Below are 17,797 nucleotides of genomic sequence, written 5' to 3'. Positions count from 1 at the left end.
CTTTTTATGTTGATATGTCCGGTGTGTAAAAAGAAACTAATAAAAGAAAACAAAACATTTCGATGCGAAAATAATCATTCTTTTGATTGTGCTAAACAAGGTTATGTGAACTTATCACGTAAGCAGACAAAGAATCATGGGGACAATGCTTTAATGGTCAAAGCGCGTACGGATTTTTTAGAAAAAGATTATTATGATTTTATGCGTCAATATGTAAAGAGTAAAGCTAATGGATCTATTTATTTGGATGCAGGTTGTGGTCAAGGTTACTATACAAAAGAGATAGGGACGAACTTTGAACATAGTTATGGGATTGATTTGAGTAAGGAAGCAATTCTTCATGCGTCTAAAAAAGATAAACATACGCAATATATTGTGGGTAGTTTATTTGATATGCCTTTTTTAGACGAGAGCATAGATTGTGTTACAAGTATTTTTGTGCCTTTAGGCCAAGATGAAATCTATCGTATACTAAAAGAAAATGGATATTGGATCGTAGTAGGTCCGGGTCCTAAGCATTGTTTTGAATTAAAAGAAGTATTGTATGACACACCATACGAAAATGAAATGCCTGAAATACTAGAACAATATGAATTGGTAAACCAGGAAATTATTCAGGAAAAAAAGATGGTAGATGATGTATGGTCTTTACTGGAAATGACACCATATCGATATAAAACGAGTCAAGCTGGACTTGATCGTGTAAAACAATTAGAAAGGTTAGAGGTTACGTTTGAGTTTGTCGTAACTGTGTATAAAAAATATGAAAACAAAAGTAAAAAAATGGGGAATTAATGGTGAGGGAATTGCGTTCCATGAAGGGAAGCCAGTATTTATTGAAAATGCCATTCCGAACGAAGTTATTGAATTTGATATTAAAAGTGATGAAGGTACTTATTTGGTTGGAGAATTAACTCGTTTAGTTGAACAGAGTTCAAAGCGTCGCTACCCACTTTGTCCAATTTGGAAAGAGTGTGGTGGATGTGCTTTGATGCACGTAAAGTATCCAGCACAATGCAAGATGAAAGAGGGTAATTTAAAAGAGACACTGATTAAGTATGCGGATTATAATGGTCGCATTTTACCAATTTTAAAGAATCCTGAGCCATTGTCATATCGTAATAGCTGCAAACTTCCTTTTGGTGAAGAATATGGGGAGTTATATACAGGAATGTATGAGCGTGATACAAACCATTTCCAAAAGATGGAAAGGTGTTATGTGCATTCAAAATTGTTGGAACAAACGCGTCAGGAAGTTTTAAAAATTATGAATGAGCATCATTTAAAGATGTATGATGATAAAAAGAAAACGGGTTATCGTACATTGGTGATGAAAGAATTTGATTCTAAGATTCAAATTATTTTTGTGACGGGAAAAGAAGATTTAAGTGAAGAATTTATTCATGATGTGACTCAGCTAGAGGGTGTTGTTTCAATCTGGCAAAGTGTAAAAACAGAAACAAAGCGTGAAGTATTTGGAGATATGCGTTTTATTTGGGGAGAAGAAAAGATGCATCTTCGATTAGAAGATATTCAATTATCTTTACTTCCAAGATCTTTCTTCCAGTTAAACACGAAACAATCCGTGAATCTTTATAATGTGGTTAAAGATTGGATGCCAAGATCAAAGACTACGGTTGAAGCCTATAGTGGTATTGGTGCCATCAGTTTATTTGTGAAAGATAAGGCACAAGAAATTATTGGTGTTGAATCCATTCAGGATGCGGTTGATAATGCCAATGAAAATGCGATGTTAAATCATGCAGACAATGTATCTTTCATTTGTGAAGATGCGGGTAGTGCCTTAGCACATTTAGTGCAAGAAAAAGAAGTGGATACATTGATTGTGGATCCGCCTCGTTCTGGTTTGGATGATACAATGAAGGAAACTATTTTAAAATCAAAGATCAAAACGATGATCTATGTATCTTGTAACCCAGCTACTTTGGCTAAAGATTTAGGCGTATTAAAGAAAGAGTATCGTATTGTAAAGATTCAACCAGTCGATATGTTTAGTCAAACTCCACATGTGGAGACGGTCTGTTTGATGTCTAGGAAACAGAAATAAATAGCGAAAAGTAGCATATTTACGGGCTTTTTTGAGATTAGGCAATAACTCATGAAAGTCCGTATTTCTTATATTGAAACATATCTACTGTAAAAACGGTCAGAGGGTTTAGGCCGTGGATTGGATGTCGTGGGTTGTGGCACTAGGATAGATGTTATCTGGGGTGCAAACTCAATTTGAGTGAGTGATTTAGATGTTGTCTAATTCGGCAACTCGACTGTTGGCAATATAGCAGGCAGTGGATTAGATGTTATGGAAGGAGTGAAGAAACAATGAAATTTGAAAGTCCGATGTTGGTAGTGGCCGATATTAATAAATCAGTACAGTTTTATAAAGAGCTCTTTGGACTAGAGGTTGTTTTGGATTTTGGAGCAAATAAAACATTGACTGGTGGTCTGGCTCTTCAGACACTTGAAACATATAAAGAGTTCATAGGAAAAGACGATATTTCTTTTGGCGGTAATAACTTCGAAATCTATTTTGAAGAGGATGATTTCGATGCGTTTGCTATGAAACTGAAAGATTATGATATTGATTATGTACATCCGATTATTGAGCATTCATGGGGACAGCGAGTTGTTCGTTTGTATGACCCAGACAAACATATTATCGAGGTTGGAGAAAATATAAAGATGGTATGCAAGAGATTCATCAATACAGGGATGACTGTTGAACAGGTTGCTAAGCGTATGGATGTGCCTATTGATTATGTAAATGCGTGTTTAAAATAGAGGGAAAATTATGAGCAAATATGATGCACTATGGAAATATGATGGTCGAATATAAACTTCCAATTATTACAGTCAATCCAGATGGATCTTTACGTGGTAAAGGTGGTTTATTGGAAGATGAAGCGGTTGAATTCGCAAAAATGTTAGATGCAGCAGGCATTGATATGATTCAAGTGGCTCAAGCTAACCACACAGGAAACATGGGTGATACAATTCCTCCTATGGGTGCTGTTCCTTATAACTGGACTTTACGTGCTTGTGAAAAAGTGAAAGCCGTTGTTTCTTGTCCTATCGCAACTGTTGGTCGTGTTGTCAGTGTTGAAGCAGGTGAAAAGATTCTAGAAGATGGTACGGCAGATATCATTGGATATGGAAGAAGTTTATTAACAGATCCAGATAATGCCAATAAAGTGGAAAAAGGTGAATGCTTGAACTGTAATAAAGGTTGTGTAGATGCCATCCAATCTCGTCGTTACTTAAGCTGTGTTTTAAATGCCGTAAATGGAGATGAAGAAACAATCTTCATTCAACCATGTACAGAAACTAAGAATGTCGCAATCGTAGGTGCTGGTCTTGCGGGATTAGAAGCGGCTCGTGTAGCATATAAACGAGGACATACAGTGACTGTATTTGAAAAATCAGATCGTTTAGGTGGACAAATCAATATTGCTTCAGTTCCACCAAGAAAAGATGAAATCTTACGTTCTGTACAATACTATGAAAAATTCTTGCCTGGTAAAGTGGACATTCAATTAAACCATGAACCAGCAATGGATGAATTGAATGGATTTGATCATGTTATCTTGGCAATTGGTGCTCACAATATGGATCTTCTTATACCAGTAGAAAATTCAAATGTAGTATCAAGCTGGGATATCTTGAATGGTCAAGAAGTATCTGGTAAATGTGTTGTTTTAGGTGGAGGTTTAGTAGGTGATGAAACCGCTGAATATTTGGCAAATAAAGGTCTAGAAGTTTCAATTGTAGAAATGATGGATAAAATTGCAGCACAAGAATCTGAAACTGCATTGCCATTGATGGAAGCTGATTTTAAAGAACATAATGTTCAAAAATTTGTGAATACACGTGTTAGTGAAATTAAAAATAATGTAATCTATGCAGTGAATACAAAAGATGAAACAAATGTTGAAATAACAGCGGATACAATTGTAAATGCATTAGGTTCTAAAAAGAATGTATTTGATGATAGTAAGTTAACTGTTCCATTCACTTATGTAGGAGACTGTAGTGGTGAAAGAACAGCAGATATCGCAAGTGCTATTCGTACAGGATATAAGGCTGCCAATGAAATCTAAGAGGGTGTGAAAACACCTTCTTTTTTTTGATACAATAAATGACCGTAGTTCATAAATGTATAAATCATATATGACATATATCTCAAAACGGTATAAAAATAATGACCATTGTTCATAAATATTTATACATTTAAGAATTTGTCTATTAAAAACTCATTTTTAAAGAACTAGAATGAAACTATAAATGAAAAGGGAGGAAGAGTTATGAATTTTAGTTCTTTACAGAGTAGTGTTCAAAAGTTTGGAATGAATCAAGCTTTGAAGTATTTGGAGAAGGATCCAGAAACCAATATTCCTAAATTAATGAATTTAGTAGATAAGGTTATGCCTGAAGGTTGGTATGGTTCGCAGCGTAAATTGATTCGTGAACAAATCGATGAAAAAGGTATTTGGTATGACTATATCTTGAAGCTTTATGATTTGGATGCAGGCGTTCGTCAGACTGTATTTAAAAACTTTATTTTTAATGCATCACTAAATGGTAGTACAAAACAAGAGGAATTGTCAGAAAAATACAATTGTAATATTCCTTGGGCTGTATTATTAGATCCAACATCTGCATGTAACTTACATTGTACAGGTTGTTGGGCTGCTGAATATGGGCATCAATTAAATTTATCTTTAGATGATATTGATTCGATTATTCGTCAAGGAAAAGAATTAGGTACTTACATGTATATTTATACGGGTGGAGAACCTTTAACACGTAAAAAAGATGTGATTAAAATTTGCGAAATGCATCCAGATTGTGCTTTCTTATCTTTCACAAACGGTACATTGATTGATGAAGAATTCTGTCAGGATATGTTGCGAGTAAAAAACTTTGTGCCAGCCATTAGTTTGGAAGGTTTTGAAACAGCGAATGATTCTAGACGTGGTGATGGTTGTTACAATTCTGTAAAACGTGCCATGGAATTATTAAAGAAACATAAATTGCCATTCGGAATTAGTACTTGTTATACAAGCGTAAATTATAAAGATATCGCAAGTGATGAATTCTTTGATTTAATGATTGATGCAGGCGCTTTATTCTGCTGGTTCTTCCACTATATGCCAGTAGGAAATGGGGCTGTAAAAGAATTGCTTCCAACACCAGAACAAAGAGCGTATGTTTATCATCAAATTCGTAAATTCAGAAGTGAAAAACCAATTTTCACTATGGATTTCCAAAATGATGCGCAATATGTGGGTGGATGTATTGCTGGAGGCAGAAGATATCTTCATATCAATGCCAAGGGCGATGTAGAACCATGTGTATTCATTCATTATTCGAACTGTAGCATTCATAATACAACATTACTCGATGCACTTAGATCTCCTTTATTCCAGGCTTATCATGATAATCAACCATTTAATGAAAATATGTTAAGACCTTGTCCAATGTTAGAAAATGCTGGTCGTATTCAAGAATTGGTGAAACAAAGTAAAGCAGTCAATACAGATTATGAATCCCCAGAAGATGTGGATCACTTATTGGAAAAGACAGCTCCATACGCAAAAAACTGGAAGCCAATGGCTGACAAGCTTTGGGATGAACAAAAAAAGTAGACAAATTAAAAAAATGAGTATAAAATTTTCAGCTAAGAAAGAGGGATAAAATGAAGAAAAATAATAAGCGTTTTTCGGGAATATCCAAACTTCCAAATGGAAATACTTCAAATAAAATTGTTCCAGGATGTATTGTCCTTGAAGGCGGAGCTTTTCGAGGACTCTATACATCAGGAGTGTTAGATGCTTTAATGCAGTTTGAAATCAATATGCAGTGTACAGTTGGTACAAGTGCAGGAGCATTAAACGGATTTAACTATGTGGCTGGTCAAATTGGTCGTAGTGCAAGAATTAATTTAGGGTATCGCCACGATTCTCGTTATGTTGGTTTAGAAGCTTTTAAAAACAACAAAGGAATCATTGGATTTGATTTTTTGATGAAAGGAACTCAATATTTTGATCCATTAAATACACCTCGTTTTATGAATCCAACGCGTGATTTTATTGCGGTATGTACAAATTGTAAAACGGGAAGGCCTGAATATTTTAGTAAAAATAAAACGCAGGATATTTTTAAAGCTGTACAAGCCAGTGCAACCATGCCTTATGTTTCAAAGATGGTTGAAATTGAGGATGGCTTATATTTAGATGGTGGCTGCAGCGATAAGATAGCGTATCAATGGGCGTTGGATCATGATTATGAGAAAATCATTGTGGTTCGTACACGTCAAAGAGAGTATCGAAAGAGTGAAGCGAATCCGTTCATTCAAAAAATGACGAAAAGATTGTATGCTGAATATCCAGCTTTAGAACAGAAGTTGGAATCGATGAATAGTGACTACAATAGACAGTGTGATGAATTAGTAAGGCTTGAAAATGAAGGAAGAATCTTTACGATTGCCCCAAGCAAGCCAGTAAATGTATCGCGCGTAGAGGGAGATGTGGATAAACTCGCTGATCTTTACTACATGGGGTATTTGGATGGGTTGAATCAGATTCAAAGAATCAAAGAATATTTAGAAATTGATTAAGAGGCGATGCCTCTTTTTCATTTTGTGTTAGAATAAGCGTAGGTGATTTTTATGGTACAAGAAAGACAACAAGAAATCGTAAATAAATTATTAAACTATATGGATACATTAGAAGATGGTAGTGAAGTAAGTACTTGGGATTTAATGGATGAAGTATTTAACTATCAACGCTTTAATGATGGATATTGTTTTAATGATTTTAAAATTAGCGAAGAAGAATTTATTTCGTTAGATTCGCTATTAAAGGAAAGTGCAATGAAAGAGGGATTCTTTATTGATGACTCTATTTATCAAGATGTGATTGGGGCTTTTCCTTTTAGTTTGACATTTGTAGTAAGGAAATAGGTATGGAAAAATTAGAAACATTGATTCAAGAATTATATCAAGAGCAGACTCGTGAAAAAAATATGGAGGTTCTTTCGCATATTCGTAAACTGGCAAAAGAAGAAAAACAATTCATTATTCCTGTTGGCGATGTCGAGGGTGAAAAAGTCTCTCGAAGATTATCTTTAGATGATGGTCAAGATGTATTTGTAGCTTTTACTACACAGGCTCAAGTGGATTTGGGTCAGACAACAGAAACATTAAATCAAAGTGTGATGGATGTTTTAAATATGGTGCATGATACACAAGGTGTACGTGGAGTTGTATTAAATCCTTGGAAAGATTCGTATTTTTTACCAAAAGTTTTAATTGAAATGATTTTAGACAATAAGAATCTAGAGAGTGAAATCAAAGTAGTAAAAGGAGATATTACTACTTTTGATGGAGATTGTATTGTCAATGCAGCGAATGAATCGCTTTTGGGTGGCGGCGGTGTAGATGGCGCTATTCATAGAGCGGCCGGTCCCATGTTACTTGAAGAGTGTAAATTATTAAATGGCTGTCAAACAGGACAGGCCAAGATTACTAAGGGGTATGATTTAAAGGCAAAGTATGTAATTCATACTGTGGGTCCGATGTATTCTGGTAAACATGAAGATGAGCATATGTTGAGGGATTGTTATTGGAATAGTTTGAGTTTAGCTCGTAAGTATGATATTCATACAATCGCATTTCCAGCTATTTCATGTGGAGTCTATGGCTATCCTGTAGAAAAGGCAGTGCCATTAGTATTAAAGACAATTGCGGATTGGTTGGATGCGAATAGTGATTATACAATGAAAATCAGTTTGTATTGTTTTGACGAAGGAATGATAAAGGAATATCAAAAATATACAACGTATCAGGGAGAATAATCTTCCTGATTCTTTTTTTGTTAACTATTTAGAAAAATTTCTAAATAGAGTTGAAATAATATTTAAAAGGTTTATAATCTATTTAGAAATGTTTCTAAATAGGTGGTGGTATTTTGTTTGAAAAAACGTTTAAAGCTTTAGGTGCTCCAGTCAGAAGAGACATTTTGAGTTTATTAAAAAAAGGCAAGATGTCAGCTGGAGATATTGCGAGTCATTTTGATATGTCCCAGGCAACCGTTTCTTATCACTTATCTTTATTAAAGGATGCAGGTTTGATTTGTGAAGAGAAGGATAAAAATTTTATCTTTTATCAAATTAACGCATCTGTTTTTGAGGAGGTGTTGTGTTATTTTAAGTCTTTTTTAGGAGGAAATGAAGATGTTGAAAAATAAATGGTTTCAATTTAGTTTAGCTTTGTTTGTGATTCCATTCGCTTTGAATCTGGTTTTCTATAGTCAATTACCAGATGTTGTGCCAACCCATTTTGATGTAAATGGACAAGTTGATGGGACAATGCCTAAGTTTATAGGGTTGTTTGGCATGTTATTCTTGTGTTTGGCAATTCATGTATTTACTTGTTTTGTGACGGTAAAAGATCCAAAGCGAAATAATATTCCAGATTTTATGATGAATATTTTATTTATGATTTGTCCAGTTATATGTATTGTGACAAGTATGACAATTATTTATTTTGGTTTGGGATATTCTTTTGATGTAAGTTTTGTGATGAATATTCTAGTGGGTGTATTACTAATTGTATTAGGAAATTATTTGCCAAAAGTAAAGCGAAATTATGCAGTTGGAATTAAAACATCGTGGGCTTTAAATAGTGATGAAAACTGGGTGTTATCAAATCGTGTGGGTGGCTATTGTATGGTGATAGCTGGAATCTTATATATTGTATTAGGATTGCTTGGCTATATGACAATTGGCATTGTTGTGATTCTTGTAGCGACTATTATTCCGTGTATCTATAGTTATATATTATTTAAGCGAGGAGTTTAGTTTCCTCGCTTGATTTCGTTTTGAATGCATTTGAATAAGACTTGAATGGTTTCACTAATCATTTTCTTCGTTTGATCATCCATATTATGAATGGATTTGATCATTTCAGCTATATTGATATTCTTTCTTAAATCCTTTGGGTTTTCGTAATCTGAAAAGATAGAGTAAATGGTATCAATAACTTGTTTGCGGGTATTGACATCAATGGATTTAAGCCAATTTGATAGTGTGGATTGTGTATGTTTGGATAGTTGATCATTTTGTTTAAGATAAATAAAATCACCATTTTCAACGCACCACGTAAATGGATCGTGTTGAAGGATGGATATGGCATTACTTTGGATGATTTGATAATTATTTGTTTCTTCAAGTAAGAGTCCAATAACACTCGATTGTGGTATGGTTTTAAATACTTTCTTATCGGTTTGATAAGGTGTAAGAAATCCAGGCCCGTCATGATTGTAGATACAAAAAATTGAATTATGCGTATATATACCTGCGTAAAGTGCTAAGTTAGCTCCTTTGGAGTGTCCGCCTAAGATGAGTTTGTGTTTTGTCTTATAGTTGTTTACATAGTTTAATGCAGAAATTTGACTGGGAATATTTTCTTGAAAACATAGATTAAAATCTTCTTTCCATCCTACAAAGCTGGCATCGGTTCCTCGAAAGGCAATGTAGTCTATTTGGTTGGGTAAATGAAAAGTCATAGCACAGAATTGTTTTTCATTATCTTTGTCAAAATTAGTTTGTAGATGAGAAATGGTAATGGCTTCATAGCGAAGGGAGTGTATGAATTGAAGAAATAATTCTTCGTTTAATTCAGGTACTCGGGTATCAATGCATAAAGTATCAATTTCATTTTCAAAATCGCTTAATAAATGGATTTCGGATTCGATGTCAATGCTTGAGTTTTCAAATTTGATATAGGAAATTTGTGAGAGAATCAAAGAGTCCACATTATTAAATGGGTATTCTTCAAGTGTTAAATTTCCGTATTCTTTAATGTAGTCAATGATGTTTATCATAGGTTTATTGTAGTGCATAAATACATTTAATGAAATATGTTCATCCATAATTTTAAAATTTTTAAAGTTCGTATACAATAAAGTTAGTGAAGGTGGATTGTTATGTTATTATTTGGGATTTTGTGTATTTGTCTGAGTTTAGATGTATTTGTATGTGCATTAGAGCAAGGAGCTACGATTTGTAATATTCGCTTTTCAAAAGCATTAGTTTATGGATTGATTTTTGCGCTTTGTAGTTCGGGTATGTTTTTATTAGGACACGGGATATCCACATTTATTTTTGGACGTCCATTGGCAACATTGAATAAATGTGTTGCGATATTTGTCTTTTTGATTCTTGGAAATGGAATGGTTATCTATAGTTTTAAGCGTGGAAAGTTTGTGGAAAGACTACAAGAGTTTGATACAAAACAAATTATTAAATTGGCTCTTGTTGGAGGACTGGACTGTTTTTTTGTTGGAGTTGGCTGTTATTATATGAATCTTCCTTATTTGATGGAATCTTTAATCTTATTTTTAATTGTACTTGCTGGCTATATGATTCATTTTTATATTGGATATTATAATGGGGCCGGATATCAAAAGGCTTATTATTTTCTTTGCGGAGTCGTATACTTATTTATGAGCTTATCATTAATTTTTAAATTAATTCGATTGTAGAGGTGATTTCATGACATTAAATGAAAAGGTGACAATGAAAGATCTTCTGAGTGAGGGATTGTATATTTTGATGCAACAAAAGCCTTTCGAAAAGATCACAATCAAACAGATTTGCGATAAAACAGGTGTTATTCGTGGAACTTTCTATAATCATTTTATGGATAAGTATGAGGCTTTAGAATATTTGATTCATCGTATGTTTTATAAAGGGATTGAGCATGAATCCAATCCTCAAATTATAAAACACATCTTTCATACTGTAAGTGATAATCGTGTTTTTTTTAAGTCTTGTTATAGAATTACAGGACAGAATGGTTTTGAAGATTTAATGAGTAATGTGTTTAAAGAAATATTTAGAAATGTATTTTCTTATTTAGATGTGAGTAGGATGGATTCAAGGTTCACAGTAGATTTTTTAGTGGATTATTATGCGAATGATTTATTATACTTTTTAAAGTATTGGATTTTGCATAATTTTGAACCGGATGTAGAAACATATTATGCCAAGATCGATGTTTTATTTAAAAACAGTATTAAAGAATTAAATATTCGATATATGGATAAATCTTAAATTGACAAATTATGTATTGTCTAGTAGGATAAAAACATATAAAAAGGCAATGAAGAGGGCGAGTACCTTTTAGAAATACTTTAGAGAGCTTTTGGTTGGTGAAAAAAAGCGTAGGACTAATTGGGAATAAAGACTTGGAGCTATTTGTATTTCCTGCATTAAAGGAAGCGCTGTTTATAGACAGTGACTAAGGCTGGGCAAAGTGATTTGTCTGGTAAATTAGGGTGGTAACACGAGCACTTCGTCCCTTTGTGGCAAGTGCCTTTTTTTATGGATAAAAGAAAAAGGAGAAAACAATGGAAAAGTTAACGCAACAAGAACAAGTTCGTCGTCAAAAGATGCAAGATTTGATCGACATGGGTATTGATCCATTTGGATCTCGTTATGATCGTACTTCAAATTCGGGTATTATCAAATCATCTTATGAAGACAAGACAAAAGAAGAATTAGATGAGTTACAAGTAACAGTTAAGATTGCAGGTCGTATCATGACGAAGCGTCGTCAGGGTAAGGCTGGTTTTATGAACATCCAGGATCGTGAAGGTCAAATTCAGATTTATGTTCGTAAAGATGAAATTGGTGATGATCAATATGAAATCTTCAAGAAAAATGACATTGGAGATATCGTAGGTATTGAGGGTACTGTCATGAAAACAGATCATGGGCAATTATCTGTTCGTGCTAAAAATTATACACATCTTTCAAAATCACTTCGTCCTTTACCAGAAAAATTCCATGGTTTAACAGATGTTGAAGAGCGTTTCCGCCGTCGTTATGTAGACTTGATCATGAATTCAGAAGCTAAGCATATTGCACTAACAAGACCAAAAATTATTCGTGCAATCCAACATTATTTGGATGGTCAAGGTTTAGTGGAAGTTGAAACTCCAGTTATGCAGCCAATCTTAGGTGGTGCAAGTGCTAGACCTTTCGTAACGCACCACAACACATTAAATATGGATTTCTATTTGCGTATTGCGACTGAATTGCCATTGAAACGTTTGATTGTTGGTGGTTTAGAAGGTGTTTATGAAATTGGACGTTTATTCCGTAATGAAGGAATGGATGCGATGCATAACCCTGAATTTACAACCGTAGAAGCATATGTTGCCTATAGTGATTTACACGGAATGATGGACTTGATTGAAGGATTGTTTGATTCAGTAGCTAATGAAGTATTGGGTACTACAGATATTACTTATCAAGGAACACAATTATCATTAAAGGCTCCTTTTAAACGTATTCACATGGTGGATGCGATCAAAGAAGCTTGTGGTGTAGATTTCTGGCAAGATATGAGTTATGAAGAAGCTGTGAAATTGGCTGAGGAACATGATATCGAAGTTGAAAAGATCCATAATACAGTTGGACACATTATCAACTTATTCTTCGAAAAATATGTTGAAGAAACAATTGTACAACCAACATTTGTATATGGTCATCCAACATCCATTTCTCCATTAGCTAAGAAGAATAAGAAGGATCCTAGATTTGCGGATCGTTATGAATTGTTCATTTGTGGACACGAATATGCGAACGCATTCTCTGAATTGAATGATCCAATTGATCAAAGAGAACGTTTCGAAAAACAATTAGAGCTTCGTGAATTAGGTGATGACGAAGCCAACGAAGTCGATACAGATTATGTAGAAGCATTGGAATATGGTCTTCCTCCAACTGGTGGTGTAGGACTTGGAATTGATCGTTTCGTAATGTTGTTGACAGATCAAAGAACAATTCGTGAAGTATTATTATTCCCGCACATGAAGAACTTGGGGGATTCTAACAAAAAAGCGCAAACTAAAAAACCAGTGGAATCTGCACCTGTAAAGGTTGATTTCTCGAATGTAAAAATCGAACCAATCTTCACAGATATGGTAGATTTTGAAACATTCAGTAAGTCAGATTTCCGTGCTGTTAAAGTCCTAGCTTGTGAAGCTGTAGAAAAATCTAAGAAGCTATTAAAGTTCACTTTGGATGATGGCCAACGTAAAGATCGCGTTATTTTAAGCGGGATTCACGAATATTATGAACCAGAAGAATTGGTTGGAAAGACTGCAATTGCGATTGTAAACTTACCACCAAGAAAAATGATGGGTATTAATTCTGAAGGTATGTTGATCTCAGCTGTACATGAAGAAGATGGTCATGAATGCTTGAACTTATTGATGGTTGATGACAAGATTCCTGCAGGAGCTAAGCTTTACTAGGATAAAAAAATCAGTAATTTTTGGTTGTAAATTTATGCATTTACGCCAAAAAATAAAGAAGAAAAAGATGGTTACACTAGTAGAGTGAAGCATTTTGTATTGAATTAAACAAAGAACAACTCTCAGATGAAGGGAGTTGTTTTTTTGTGCAATACAAATTTTGAAAGGACTTACTTAGTTATATGAAAACTTGTATAAATTGTTTCTGTATATTGTGAACTCGTTGAGTTTACAATCCTTGATCTTGTTAAGTTAGACAGTTTATAAACGGTAGCTAATATTTTCCACTCAGAGAGTGGAAAGTTTGAATCTATTTTGAGTTGGACAGATTTTAGAATATAGATATAAGTAAATGCAATTGCGATTGTAAAATCACCACCAAGGAAAAAATTAAATAAAGTAAGAGTAGTGGTTGTTTGGTGTGATACAATTTGTACTCTTTTTTGTCTAAATTCTACTAAATTAACAAATGATAATGTAATACATTGAAGAATGGAGTAAATAATACAAAATGACTTTGAAGAAATGGAGCAAAATATATAAAAGCACTTTGAAGAAATGTTAAATAAGTTAAATTATGTTGTATAGATGCACAACTATATATGTTAGAAGGAGCTGATCATGGGGGCAGTGAATTTTGGACAGAAGAAATCCTACAAATCATTATTCAATTTTTGAAAATATAAAGAAATAAAAAACAGGCAATTTAGAAGTTGCCTGTTTTTTGCTTATCGAATCTGTCCGTTACCTTGGACTATGTATTAATATGTGTTAATTCTTCAAGCCCCATAGGACCTCGGGCATGAAGTTTTTGTATGGAAATGCCAATCTCACAACCAAAGCCAAATTGACCTCCATCTGTAAATCGTGTTGAACAATTCATATATACAGTTGCACTATCAACGGATTGTGAAAAGCGTTTGGCATGTTCTTTATTTGTAGTTAGAATGGATTCACTGTGTTTTGTGGAATGCTTTGAAATATGTTCAATGGCTTCTTCTACAGAATCTACAATTTTAATGGCTAGAATATAATCTAAAAAATTTGTGTCAAAATCATCTACTAAAGCTTTTGTTCCATCAATGATTTTTGTGCTCTATCATCCAATCTTAATTCAACTGGATATGTATCTAGTTGTTTCTTTAACTTTGGTAAGGAATCATTGGCTACTTTCGAATTCACTAATAAGACTTCTTCTGCATTACAAACACTTGGTCTAGAATATTTCGCATTTACAATGATTTTAATGGTCATATCTTGATTTACTTCATCATCCACATAAATGTGACAAATGCCTGTACCTGTTTGAATACATGGTACTTTGGCATGTTCGATACAACGCGAAATTAAATTCTTTCCACCTCTAGGAATCAATAGATCAATATAGGCAACGCCTTCCATTAATTCATTGGCACTTTGATGGGTTGTATCTTGAATCAATTGTACAATATTTGGATTTACACCACATTGTTCAATTCCTTCTTGTAGTGCTTGTACAATCGCATTGACACTATTCCAAGCTTCCTTACCAATTCTTAAAATACTAAGTATTTCCACTTTTGATGCATAAAGTAGCTGCATCGCTTGTTACATTAGGTCGACTTTCATAAATAATCGCAATGACACCTAATGGCACACTTACTTTTTGAATGACTAATCCATTCTCTAATGTTCTTTCATTTAATATTTTCCGGTTGGATTCGATAATTTGACAACATCTAATATGCCTTGAGCCATATCATTCAATCTTTGATCATTTAACTACAAACGATCCTTCATGATATCACTTACTATTGCTTTTTCTAAATCGATTAAGTTCGCATTCAAAATATCTTCTTTATTAGCCAATAAAGATTGTGCCATAGCTTCTAAGATTTCATTCTTTTTTGCTTCATCACACAACATTAATGATTCAGTGGCAGCCTCTAGTTTTGTCTTCATACCACCCGTACCTACATTCGAGTTGACGCCTTGTCCAAAGCTTAAAAATTTTTTCATCTAATTCATAGACAACCGGAATTAATTTTGCATTTTCATTCTTATGAGGATCATCATCATACAATCCATCAATGTCAGATAAAATGATATATAAATCGGCATGAATATTTTTAGCTAGAATGGCACCCAATTTGTCATTGTCCCCAATCACAATTTCTTCAGTCGCAATCATATCATTTTCATTTACGATAGGTAGAACATTTCTTTTTAATAAATGTTCCATGGTATTGATGAAGTTTGTTTTTCGATCCTCATTTTCAACATCGGCCTTTGTGATTAATATTTGCCCCACAATATGATTGTATTGTGAGAATAAAGAATCATAGGCATACATCAATTCACATTGTCCAATGGCTACACAAGCTTGTTTTCCTGGAAGATCATGCGGCTTTGAATCCAATCCCAATTTTCCCATGCCCATTCCGATGGCACCACTTGATACAAGAATGACTTCATGTCCTGCATTTTTAATGTCGCTAAGTACTTCACATACCTGTTTCATTCTGCGAATATGTTATAGACCTGTATTTTCGTATGCCAAAGTACTTGTACCTACTTTTATGACAACGCGCATATATTTCACTTCCTCTACCAAAAAATATTTTTTATATGGTAACACAATTATATATTTCTATAATACTTTTTTCTACCCTTTCATTGAGAACACTATCATTATTAGATATAATAATTGTATGGACAAAATAATAAATCAAGTTTTAAAAGAGAACACAATAGGAATATGGAAATTAGATGGAAATCAATTGTATGGGAATGATTGCTTTTTAGATTTAATTGGAGTACCAAAAGAAATGGATGCACAAGCATGCTTAAAATTTCATTTATCACACGTACATCCTGAAGATCAAGAGCAATTTGGAGAATATGTAAGAAAACTAAGCGAAGAAAGAACGGAAATAGTGTATCGTTTTCTACATCCTGAAAAGGGTGTTATGATGATTCGCTGTTCAGGTAAGAAAATGGAAGATGGTACGATTGCAGGGATTCATCAAGATATAAGTGATATTGTACGTTTAGAAAAGGATAAGATTTTAGAAACATATCTTGCAGAAACCAATGAGAAATTGCGTAATCAAAATGTTGCGCAGAATGATTACTATAAGGAAATTTTAGATGAATTACCTTGTGGTGTATTCGCATATACCGTAAAGGAACATAAAATTGTACATTTAAACAAAAGAGCTTTAGATATGTTTCATATAGATTCATTAGAAAAAGTGCAATGTAAGATGCGTTCGATATTTGAGAAGTTTGAATATCCAGATTCAACCACAAATGAGCGCTTGATCGCATTAAGAAAATATGATAATTCGGTAGATTTTGAAGTGATCATTAATCCTAAAGAAACTTATGAAGTTCATGCACTCGCAAAGTCAAAAGTTTTTATGAATCCAGATCATGAACGCATTATCATTACGTGTTTTTTAGATGTTTCCAATATGGTCATGTTGAAAAAAGCTTTAGAACAAGCTAAAGAAGGAAGTGCAGCTAAAAGTGCTTTCTTATTTAACATGTCACACGATTTAAGAACACCATTAAATGCGATTATTGGCTTTAGTGAATTGATGAAAAGTCATTGGGATGATCAAGAAGTGTCTAGAAATTATCTAAATAAAATTAATGAATCTAGCCAATACTTACTTTCTTTGATCAATAATATTTTAGAGATGTCTAAAATTGAGAGCGGAAAAGAAGAATTGAAAGAAAAACCATGGGATATTTATACGTCTTGCGACGATCTTCTACAATTTTTTGAACCCGATATTCGTCGAAAGAATCAGACATTAAACTATGCAGTGAACATTAAGCATAATATGATTTTAACGGACTCTTTAAAAATCAGAGAAATCTATATGAACTTAATGAGTAATGCGATCAAATACACGGATGCGGGTGGAACTATTTCTTTTTCTTTAGAAGAAATTGAAAGAGAAGAAGGGGTATCCGACTATAAGGGCATTATCCAAGATACAGGTATCGGCATTTCAAAAGATTGGTTATTGACCTTAAACTGACGGACAAAAGACCACCATGTCCTGATTGTGGCAATGAGTCTGTCAAAATCAAGGGATATGTAGCTAAAAAAATCAATCATTCCATTCTAAATGATAAGGGATGTGTTCTTGTATACCATGCCAGACGCTATATTTGTCCAATCTGCCATACAACCTATTATGAAATCAATCCATTCGTATTCAAAAGGATGAAGATATCTTCTTCTGTCATTCTTTGTGTGATGAAAGATCTCACAAAACCTAGCGAAACATTTGTATCTATTGCGGAAAGATATCATATATCACCTACAACTGTATGATGTTAGCATATAAATAGGACTAGTCAAAAAGAGAAAATTTACGCCAGTGGTACAATAGAAAGAGGATGATTCAAAGACAAAGGAAGGCAAAAGAAAATGGCAAATAAAAAGAAACAGTTTGATC

Annotated in this window: 20 protein-coding genes, 1 pseudogene and 1 other annotated feature; of the genes and pseudogenes, 15 read left to right on the top strand and 6 right to left on the bottom strand. The window is 33.7% G+C overall.

The genetic code is table 11. The features are described from left to right. The first annotated feature begins 21 nt into the window (after nt 1-21). From FYJ55_RS04525 to FYJ55_RS04480, 10 genes are all read left to right on the top strand, one after another. On the top strand, nt 22-795 hold the full coding sequence (locus tag FYJ55_RS04525) for a methyltransferase domain-containing protein (RefSeq protein WP_195836664.1): 774 nt from the start codon (nt 22-24) through the stop codon (nt 793-795). Further along, nucleotides 764-2,068 (top strand): 23S rRNA (uracil(1939)-C(5))-methyltransferase RlmD, encoded by a 1,305-nt coding sequence (rlmD, locus tag FYJ55_RS04520; protein ID WP_154555829.1) that lies wholly within the window; start codon nt 764-766, stop codon nt 2,066-2,068. Before FYJ55_RS04525 ends, rlmD begins: the two co-directional genes overlap by 32 nt. A 272-nt stretch (nt 2,069-2,340) precedes the next feature. Continuing rightward, complete coding sequence (locus FYJ55_RS04515; RefSeq protein WP_154555828.1) at nt 2,341-2,799, top strand: VOC family protein; 459 nt, start codon at nt 2,341-2,343, stop codon at nt 2,797-2,799. A gap of 20 nt (nt 2,800-2,819) precedes the next feature. Further along, nucleotides 2,820-4,115, top strand: coding sequence for an FAD-dependent oxidoreductase (locus FYJ55_RS04510; protein ID WP_229771081.1), 1,296 nt, complete (start codon nt 2,820-2,822; stop codon nt 4,113-4,115). A gap of 204 nt (nt 4,116-4,319) precedes the next feature. Beyond that, nucleotides 4,320-5,663 (top strand): radical SAM protein, encoded by a 1,344-nt coding sequence (locus tag FYJ55_RS04505; RefSeq protein WP_154555827.1) that lies wholly within the window; start codon nt 4,320-4,322, stop codon nt 5,661-5,663. 50 nt (nt 5,664-5,713) lie between these two features. Then, nucleotides 5,714-6,634: a patatin-like phospholipase family protein gene (locus tag FYJ55_RS04500; RefSeq protein ID WP_154555826.1), complete on the top strand. Its 921-nt coding sequence runs from the start codon at nt 5,714-5,716 to the stop codon at nt 6,632-6,634. 51 nt (nt 6,635-6,685) lie between these two features. Beyond that, entirely contained in the window at nt 6,686-6,979 is a 294-nt protein-coding gene (locus tag FYJ55_RS04495) for a hypothetical protein (protein WP_154555825.1), read from the top strand. A gap of 2 nt (nt 6,980-6,981) precedes the next feature. Then, on the top strand, nt 6,982-7,872 hold the full coding sequence (locus FYJ55_RS04490) for an O-acetyl-ADP-ribose deacetylase (protein WP_154555824.1): 891 nt from the start codon (nt 6,982-6,984) through the stop codon (nt 7,870-7,872). A gap of 113 nt (nt 7,873-7,985) precedes the next feature. Then, nucleotides 7,986-8,264, top strand: coding sequence for an autorepressor SdpR family transcription factor (locus tag FYJ55_RS04485; protein ID WP_154555823.1), 279 nt, complete (start codon nt 7,986-7,988; stop codon nt 8,262-8,264). Next, nucleotides 8,251-8,877: an SdpI family protein gene (locus tag FYJ55_RS04480; RefSeq protein ID WP_229771080.1), complete on the top strand. Its 627-nt coding sequence runs from the start codon at nt 8,251-8,253 to the stop codon at nt 8,875-8,877. Before FYJ55_RS04485 ends, FYJ55_RS04480 begins: the two co-directional genes overlap by 14 nt. Here the strand turns inward: FYJ55_RS04480 and FYJ55_RS04475 are convergent. Next, nucleotides 8,874-9,950: an Mbeg1-like protein gene (locus FYJ55_RS04475; RefSeq protein ID WP_154555821.1), complete on the bottom strand. Its 1,077-nt coding sequence runs from the start codon at nt 9,948-9,950 to the stop codon at nt 8,874-8,876. The genes FYJ55_RS04480 and FYJ55_RS04475 overlap by 4 nt on opposite strands. Before the next feature lie 54 nt (nt 9,951-10,004). Between FYJ55_RS04475 and FYJ55_RS04470 the strand changes: the two genes are divergently transcribed. The 3 genes from FYJ55_RS04470 (at nt 10,005) to lysS (ending at nt 13,343) form a co-directional block, all read left to right on the top strand. Beyond that, on the top strand, nt 10,005-10,562 hold the full coding sequence (locus tag FYJ55_RS04470; RefSeq protein ID WP_154555820.1) for a manganese efflux pump: 558 nt from the start codon (nt 10,005-10,007) through the stop codon (nt 10,560-10,562). A 10-nt stretch (nt 10,563-10,572) separates the two neighbouring features. Then, nucleotides 10,573-11,133: a TetR/AcrR family transcriptional regulator C-terminal domain-containing protein gene (locus FYJ55_RS04465; RefSeq protein ID WP_154555819.1), complete on the top strand. Its 561-nt coding sequence runs from the start codon at nt 10,573-10,575 to the stop codon at nt 11,131-11,133. A 40-nt stretch (nt 11,134-11,173) separates the two neighbouring features. After that, nucleotides 11,174-11,385 (top strand) — a binding site (T-box leader). A gap of 44 nt (nt 11,386-11,429) precedes the next feature. After that, nucleotides 11,430-13,343, top strand: a complete 1,914-nt coding sequence (gene lysS, locus FYJ55_RS04460) for a lysine--tRNA ligase (RefSeq protein ID WP_154555818.1) — start codon at nt 11,430-11,432, stop codon at nt 13,341-13,343. A 754-nt stretch (nt 13,344-14,097) separates the two neighbouring features. On the opposite strand, the gene FYJ55_RS11275 is transcribed toward lysS, so the two are convergent. From FYJ55_RS11275 to proB, 5 genes and pseudogenes are all read right to left on the bottom strand, one after another. Continuing rightward, nucleotides 14,098-14,226, bottom strand: a complete 129-nt coding sequence (locus FYJ55_RS11275) for a hypothetical protein (protein WP_154555817.1) — start codon at nt 14,224-14,226, stop codon at nt 14,098-14,100. Nucleotides 14,227-14,244: 18 nt separating this feature from the next. After that, nucleotides 14,245-14,325, bottom strand: a pseudogene (locus tag FYJ55_RS11460) (hypothetical protein); the annotation flags it as partial. An 80-nt stretch (nt 14,326-14,405) separates the two neighbouring features. Further along, on the bottom strand, nt 14,406-14,924 hold the full coding sequence (locus FYJ55_RS04450) for an aldehyde dehydrogenase family protein (RefSeq protein WP_195836663.1): 519 nt from the start codon (nt 14,922-14,924) through the stop codon (nt 14,406-14,408). A 180-nt stretch (nt 14,925-15,104) separates the two neighbouring features. Beyond that, nucleotides 15,105-15,284: a hypothetical protein gene (locus tag FYJ55_RS11020; protein ID WP_229771079.1), complete on the bottom strand. Its 180-nt coding sequence runs from the start codon at nt 15,282-15,284 to the stop codon at nt 15,105-15,107. Next, nucleotides 15,256-15,843, bottom strand: coding sequence for a glutamate 5-kinase (gene proB / locus FYJ55_RS04445; RefSeq protein ID WP_229771078.1), 588 nt, complete (start codon nt 15,841-15,843; stop codon nt 15,256-15,258). Before proB ends, FYJ55_RS11020 begins: the two co-directional genes overlap by 29 nt. Nucleotides 15,844-16,033: 190 nt before the next feature. Here proB and FYJ55_RS04440 point away from each other — a divergent pair, with 190 nt between their 5' ends. After that, entirely contained in the window at nt 16,034-17,374 is a 1,341-nt protein-coding gene (locus FYJ55_RS04440; RefSeq protein ID WP_195836662.1) for a sensor histidine kinase, read from the top strand. Further along, nucleotides 17,353-17,673 (top strand): transposase family protein, encoded by a 321-nt coding sequence (locus FYJ55_RS11455; protein WP_154555814.1) that lies wholly within the window; start codon nt 17,353-17,355, stop codon nt 17,671-17,673. Before FYJ55_RS04440 ends, FYJ55_RS11455 begins: the two co-directional genes overlap by 22 nt. Nucleotides 17,674-17,797: the final 124 nt, after the last annotated feature.

The sequence above is a fragment of the Holdemanella porci genome (genome assembly GCF_009696075.1).
Classification (GTDB): Bacteria; Bacillota_I; Bacilli_A; order Erysipelotrichales; family Erysipelotrichaceae; genus Holdemanella; species Holdemanella porci.
This window is presented reverse-complemented; position numbering and strand designations above follow the sequence as displayed.